Source organism: Roseomonas sp. TS2 (genome assembly GCF_058833935.1).
In genome coordinates this window covers 1-6,738 of the sequence record NZ_JCACVY010000211.1, presented here as the reverse complement: position 1 = coordinate 6,738, position 6,738 = coordinate 1, and the positions used below count along the sequence as shown (strand labels likewise).

The following is a 6,738-nucleotide window of genomic DNA, read 5'->3' as shown; positions in this document are numbered from 1 at the left end:
CGGCGGGCGAGCGCGAGGGTCTGGCCGAAGCGCTTGCTCAGGCCACGGAGGGACAGCAGCGGCACAATTCAGCGGCCGGCCTTGAAGCGGCTCCAGCTGCGGCTGCGCGCCCGCTCCGCCGCGGGCGTCAGCGGCGCGGTGGTGAAGGTGCGCTTCAGCATCTCGGGCGTGGGGTAGACATCCGGGTCGTCCCGCACCGCCGGGTTCACCATCGGGCGCGCCTCCGGCACGGCGTTGGGGTAGCGGACATGGTTGGTGATGCCCGCCATCACCGCCGGCTGCAGCAGGAAGTCGATGAAGCGGTGCGCCGCCTCCGGGTGCGGCGCGTCGGCCGGGATGGCCAGCATGTCGAACCAGAGCTGCGCGCCCTCCTTCGGCGCCACATAGCCGATCTCGACGCCGCGCTTCGCCTCCCGCGCGCGCGCCTGTGCCTGGATGACATCGCCCGAATAGGTCAGCGCCACGCAGTATTCGCCATTGGCCAGGGCATCGAGGATGTTGCCGCTGGCGGTGATGGCGCGGACATGCGGGCGGATGGCCGTCAGCGCATCCTCGGCGGCGCGCAGGTCGCGCGGCTCGGTGCTGTTGGGGTCGCGGCCGAGCCATTGCAGGATGCTGGGCAGCACGTCGGTGGCGGAATCCATCACCGCGATGCCGCAGCGTGCCAGGCGGCGGGCGTTCTCGGGCTTCATCAGCAGGTCGAGGCTGTCGGTCGGCGCGTCGGGGAACAGCTCGCGCACGCGGTCGGCGCGGATGCCGAGGCCCACCGTGCCGTAGAGATAGATGGCGCCGAAGCGGTTGCCCGGGTCGCTGCTCTCCACCTGCCGCAGCAGCGTGGCATCCTGCTTGCCCCAGTTCGGGATCAGCGCGCGGTCGAGCGGCTTCAGCGCACCGGCCCGCGCCAGGCGGGAGAAGGTGGGCTCGCTGGTCGGCACGATGATGTCGTAGCCCGAGCGTCCGGCGGACAGCTTCCCTTCCAGCGTCTCCAGGCTGTCATACACATCGTAGCGGATGCGAATGCCGGTCTCCTGCTGGAACTGCGCCACGGCATAGGGGTCGATGTAGTCCGACCAGTTGTACACGTTCAGCACCGTCTCCGGCTGCTGGGCGCGGGCGGGCATGGCAGCGGACAGGCCCAGCAGGGCGGCGAAGGCGGCGGTGGCGATCCGGCGTCGGAGCATCGTGCGGTCCCTGCAGCGGAATGGAGACGGAACGGCAGGTTAATTCCCCGCCGCCCAGGGGTCCACGGGCTGCGGCGTGGCGATGATAGATTTGGGAATATTTTCTTGACAAAGCGTCAATATGTTCTTTAAATCCTAGCCATCAACGGGTGAGCTGCGTCCAGCGCAGGCCCGTTTCCCCGGCATTCCTGATCGCCCTTCCCGGCCCCTCCACGCGCCGGCCCTTCGCCATGCGCCATTCGCCATGCGCCAGGGGCCGGCACGCGGATCGGGCCCGCACGCCCTTCGCGACCCATCCAGGAGACGCGCATGCCGTTCGATCCACGCGGCCTGTCCTCGCTCGCCAGCACGGACAGCTTCACCCTCTGGCTCTACGTCACCACGGACACCCGCGCCGCAGTGCTGGCGCCGGGCTACTTCACCAGCGTCGCCGCCCGGCTGCAGCCGGGGCATGTGGTGGTGCTGCAATCGGCGGATTCGCTCACCTTCCTGCCGGTGCGCAGCAGCGCGGGCGTGGGCAACGGGCTGGTGCTGGACGCCTCGGCCCCGCCGCTGCGGCTGAACGGCAGCACCGCGCTGGGCTTCGAGTTCTCGCTCGGCCCGGTGCCGGCCGAGACGCGCAGCGTCGCGCTCGATCCGGTGCCGACCGGCCTCTACATCGGCCGCAGCTTCACCATCGGCGCGCGCGTCACCGGGCCGGTCACCAGCCTGAGCTTCAGCATGCTCAACGCCGCGGGCGCGGTCATCGCCGGCCCGGTTGTGGTGGCGGTGGCGTCGGGCGGCGCCTCGGCCAGCTTCACCGCGCCCGACCCCGGCTCGGGCTACCGCATCCGGGTGCAGGACACGGCGGAGCCGCTGGCGGCGCAGACCTCGGCGTCCTTCGTCGTCACCGAGCCCTTCGCGCTGCTGACCGAGTCCGGCGCCAGCCTCGCCGCCGCCGAGGGCGGCGAATTGCTGCTCTGACCGCGCCAGACCGCCCTCCCCTGCCCACAAGGATCACTGCTCCATGTCCGACAAGAAGATCACGGAACTGCCGGCGGCCGCCGCTCTCACCGACGATGATGTGGCGCCGCTCGTGCAGGGCAGCCAGGCCGCCGCGGAGACGCGGCGCGCCACCATCCGGCAGCTGCGCGGCGGCATCATGGCCGACCGCGAGCTGCATGTGCGCGACTACGGGGCAGTGGGCGATGGCGTGACCGACGACACCGCCGCCATCCAGGCGGCGATCGACGCGGCCGCGTCGCGCGGCGGCGGCACGGTTCTGATCGGCCCGCGCCGCTACCTGATCGGCGCGGCCGACCTGATCCTGAAGGATGGCGTCTTCCTGCGCGGCCGCCCCGGCTCAGGCGGCTGGCGGATCGGCGGCAGCTACAGCGGCGTGCCGTACGCGCTGATCGTCGATCCCGCCTACACCATCCGGGTGCGGCGCAATGGCGGGCTGGACGGCATCGCCCTGTTCCGCCGCGGCCTCGGCGTGCCGGCCACGCTGCGCGAGGGGCTGGACGAGGTGGCCGCCTTCGCCGGCACCGCCGTCACCATCGGCGACGGCAGCGGCGGCAGCGGCATCGCCAACGGCGCCGACAGCCAGCTCTCCCGCCTGCTGATCCTCGGCTTCAACTGGGGCATCCACAGCAACGGCAATGCGCGCGTGCGCATCGAGAACATCCTGGGCGACTGCACCAACGGCCTCTACTTCGCCCGCTCCTTCGACGTCTCGCGCATCAGCGAGGTGAACTGGCATCCGCTGGTCACCACCTCGCGGAGCTGGTCGAACACCCGAATCCTGATCACCAACGTCGCCAGCAACGGCGCCGGGCTGTTCCGCGTCACCATGGCCACGCCGCACAGCCTGGTGAATGGCGACATCATCAACATCGCCGAGGTGCGCACCTCCGGCGCGCCGGGCTGCTACGGCCGCTGGACGGTGGCGGTGGTGGACGCCACCACGGTCGACCTGGTGGGCAGCACCTACGCGGCCGGCTGGACGGCGGGCGGCGCCGTCTACATCAGCCCGAACCGGCGGCCCGGCACCGGCTTCGTCGTCAACGATGTCGACATGGCCACCTTCGACAACTGCTTCGAGTTCGGCCACGAGATCGGCTTCGACATCCAGGACGCCACGCATTCCTGCAGCTTCTTCAACAGCGGCACGGATGGCTGGGTGGACGCCGCGGACCCCGCCACCATCGGCGTGCGCATCGGCGGCACGGCGCTGCGCTGCAAGTGGGTGGGCGGCTTCCTCTCCTCCAAGGGCTGCTCGGTGCAGGTGAACACCACCGGCAACGAGCAGCACGAGATGATCGGCGTCAACATCACCGGCGGCGCCCGCCGCATCGCCGAGGTGCTGGCCGGCCAGTTGTCGCTCATTGGCTGCGACTTCACCGGCGCGCCCGGCACCGGCAACGTCACCGTCAGCGCCATCCATCTCGGCGCCAGCGCAGGCAACCTCATCGTCTCGGGCTGCGATACCAGCGCCGTCACCTTCACCGCCGACAGCGCGGCGGCGATGCAGCGGCTGCAGCTCCTGGGCAACCGCCTGGGCAGCGGCACCCCCACCACCCAGCGCATCGCCGCCGGGCGGCTGGAGCTGGCCTCCGTCTCCTCGGGCGCCGCGATCGAGACGCGGCTGTCGATGGACACGGATGGCGCGGTGAACCTGCACCGCCGCAGCGCCAGCCTGGGCAGCCAGCTCCGGCTCCACAACAGCGGCAACGCGCCTTACGCCAGCTTCTCGATCTCCGGCACCGACTGCGTCTTCGCCGGCGAGACGGGCAACCCGAATGCCGGCTTCACCTTCGGTGGCAGCGGCATGACGGCGGCGCAGACGGTGCGGCTGCGCCGCCTCTCCGCAACGCCGGCGGCCAATGACCGCATCGGCGTGCTGGAGAGCAGCGGCAACAACAGCGCCGGCACAGAGCAGGTCTTCGCCCGCCTCGTGACGGTGGCGGAGGCGGTGACCAGCGGCGCGGAGGCCGGCGCGGTGGTGGTGGAGACCCGCCAGGGCGGCAGCGTGGCGGAACGCTTCCGCATCGCCGCCAACGGCACGGTGACGCTGACCGGCCCGCTGGTGCTGCCCGCCAGCCCGGCGGCCAGCCTGCATGCGGCGACGAAGCAGTATGTGGACGCGCAGTTCACCGACCGGCGGCTGACCTCCGTGCTGCTCTCGGCGGCCACCACCGTCACGCATGCCGCGCACAATGCGCGGATGCTCGTGGCCAACGCCGGCACCACCCTCTCGCTGAGCTGGGCCAACACGGGCGATGGCTTCTCCTGCACGGTGGTGAACCGCACGGGGGCGGATCTGGGGCTGACGCTGTCGGGCTTCACCAGCAACGCCTCGCCCACCAACAGCGATGGCTTCACCAGGATCCGCGCCGGCGGCGTGGCGACGCTGCTGGCCTACTCGCCGGATGGCGGCACGACGAAGATCTGCCAGCTGGTGGGGGCGGGGGCGCCCTGATGATCACCACGGCCAGTCTTCTCGGGCTGCCCGGCGCGGGCATCCCGCTGCGCGCGCTGGGCCCGGATCACGCGGGGCGCGTCGCCCTCAGCCGCGCCGGTGCGGCGCTGGTGCAGGATGCGGCCGGGCTCTGGCAGGCCGCGGCGGCGGACACGCCACGTTTCCACGGGCCGGCCCGCCGGCTGCTGGTGGAGGCGGGCAGGACCAACAGCCTGCGCAACCCGCGATGCGAGGGCGCGGCCGCCGGCACCCTGCCATCCACCTGGAGCCTGCAGGGCAGCCCGGCCAACCTCGTCCTCCTGGGGCCGGCGGTGCTGAACGGCATCCCCGGATTCCAGCTGCAGGTGAGCGGCACCGGCAACGGCCTCAACACGGCGCTGACCTTCGATGCGGACACCTCGGTCCCCACCACGGCCACCGAGATCTGGGCGGCGAGCTTCTTCGTGGCACTGACCGGCGGCAGCCTCGCCGGCCTGTCCAACATCCAGCTTTCGATCCGCACCGCCGGCGGCACGGCCAGCCCGAGCAGCCTGGCGGTCTCGCCGGGCGCCACGCTCGCCCGCCCCAGCCTGACCACGGTGATGGGCTCCGGCACCACAGGCCTGGTGCCGCGCTTCTACTTCACCCAGAACGCGGGCGCAGCGATCAACGCCACCTTCTTCCTCGGCGCCCCGCAGCTCGAGCGGGGCGAGGTGGCCACCTCCCCGGTGCTGCCGCCGGCCGGCGCTCCCGCCGCGTCGTCGCGCAGCGCCGATGCGCCCATCTGGTCGCCGCCCGGCGGCCTCGGCGGCGCGGGGACGGTGGTGGTGGCGGGCATGCTGCCCAATGCCGCTGCCTTCGGCGCCAGCCAGGGCCTGCTGCAGATCGACGACGGCACGGATGCCAACCGGCTGCTGATCCGCAACACCTCCGGCGGGTCGGAGATCTTCGGCGTGGTGGACAGCGGCGGCGCCACCCTGGCCGCGCTCCCGGGCGGCAACATGGTTCCGGGCACGCCGTTCCGTGCCGCCCTGGCCTGGGCGCAGGGCGAGGTGGCCTTCTGCCTGAATGGCGGCACGGTGCAGAGCGCCGCCGTGACTCCGCCTGCCGGGCTCGTCCGGATGCTGGTCGGCCACGCCTCCACCGCGCTGAACCGTGCGGCGAATGGCGAGGTCGCCCTCATCGACCACCGCCCGCTGCGCCTGCCCGACGCCATGCTGCAGGCGGTCTCGGCGGCCGGCTGAGGCCGCACCGCCCCTGCGCGCAACATCTCCTTGGACAGAAAGGAACGCACCTCCATGCCGACCCTGACCGACTACGCCCGCAACATGCTGGCCCGCGCCCTGTGCGGCCGCGCGCCCGCGCTGCCCGCCATCGTCTATGCCGGTCTCGGCACCGGGGCGGGCGCCGGCGGCCTGACCGGCGAGCCGGCCGGCAATGGCTATGCCCGCCAGCGGGTCATCTTCACCGGCACCGGCGCGCAGCGGAACACCGAGGCGCTGCGCTTCGTCTTCACGGGCGCCGCCGGCGGCCTGACGCATCTCGGCCTCTATGACGCGGCGAGCGGTGGCAATGCCCTCGCCTACGGGCCCTTGGCGCAAACCGCCAGCGTGACGGGCCCGGGCACGGTAACCATCGCTGCCGAGGCGCTGACGCTGAACGGCGTCTGATCCCGGCCCCCAGCCTGATCCCACCCCCCAGGGAGTATCGACCATGAGCGAATGGATTCGCCAGCAGATCGGCCAGCCCAGCACCTGGCGCGGCCTGTTCCTGCTGCTGGCCGCCGGCTTCGGCATCAGCCTCTCGGCCGAGCTGCAATCGGCGCTGCCGAACCTCGCCATCGCCGCGCTTGGCGTGTGGGAGGCGGCGCGGAAGGGGCGCGGCTTCGGCGAGCCCGGCGCCTGAGAAGGCCTACCCCGCCACCTCCGGCAGGGGGCGGAAGGCCTTTCTCCCGCCAGGCGCCGGGGGCGGTTTTCCGCCCCCGGCGCAAAAAAGGGGTTGCGCCGCCCCGCCCCCGCCCTTAGAGAGCGCCTCGCTTCCACGGCGGTATGCTGCTGTAGCTCAGTGGTAGAGCACTCCCTTGGTAAGGGAGAGGTCGAGAGTTCAATCCTCTCTAGC

At 72.0% G+C, this 6,738-nt stretch carries 6 protein-coding genes; 5 read left to right on the top strand and 1 reads right to left on the bottom strand.

Going from position 1 to position 6,738, the window contains the following annotated elements; genetic code table 11:
- Positions 1 to 68: 68 nt before the first annotated feature.
- Positions 69 to 1,181, bottom strand: a complete 1,113-nt coding sequence (locus ACZJYS_RS21445) for a polyamine ABC transporter substrate-binding protein (protein ID WP_109516139.1) — start codon at positions 1,179 to 1,181, stop codon at positions 69 to 71.
- 309 nt (positions 1,182 to 1,490) lie between these two features.
- On the opposite strand from ACZJYS_RS21445, the gene ACZJYS_RS21440 reads away from it, so the two are divergent.
- The 5 genes from ACZJYS_RS21440 to ACZJYS_RS21420 are packed head-to-tail and all read left to right on the top strand — an operon-like array spanning position 1,491 to position 6,525.
- The gene (locus ACZJYS_RS21440) at positions 1,491 to 2,144 is read left to right on the top strand and encodes an immunoglobulin domain-containing protein (RefSeq protein WP_109516140.1); all 654 of its coding nucleotides are present in this window, start codon (positions 1,491 to 1,493) and stop codon (positions 2,142 to 2,144) included.
- 43 nt (positions 2,145 to 2,187) lie between these two features.
- On the top strand, positions 2,188 to 4,641 hold the full coding sequence (locus ACZJYS_RS21435) for a glycosyl hydrolase family 28-related protein (RefSeq protein ID WP_493180258.1): 2,454 nt from the start codon (positions 2,188 to 2,190) through the stop codon (positions 4,639 to 4,641).
- A complete protein-coding gene (locus ACZJYS_RS21430; RefSeq protein ID WP_379649285.1) occupies positions 4,641 to 5,864 on the top strand; it encodes a hypothetical protein in 1,224 nt (407 codons plus the stop codon). The genes ACZJYS_RS21435 and ACZJYS_RS21430 overlap by 1 nt, the downstream gene beginning before the upstream one ends.
- A 54-nt stretch (positions 5,865 to 5,918) precedes the next feature.
- On the top strand, positions 5,919 to 6,290 hold the full coding sequence (locus tag ACZJYS_RS21425; RefSeq protein ID WP_109516142.1) for a phage tail fiber protein: 372 nt from the start codon (positions 5,919 to 5,921) through the stop codon (positions 6,288 to 6,290).
- Positions 6,291 to 6,333: 43 nt separating this feature from the next.
- Positions 6,334 to 6,525 carry a hypothetical protein gene (locus ACZJYS_RS21420; RefSeq protein WP_109516143.1) on the top strand — a complete coding sequence of 64 codons (192 nt, stop codon included), beginning with the start codon at positions 6,334 to 6,336 and terminating at the stop codon, positions 6,523 to 6,525.
- The last annotated feature ends 213 nt before the right edge of the window (positions 6,526 to 6,738 follow it).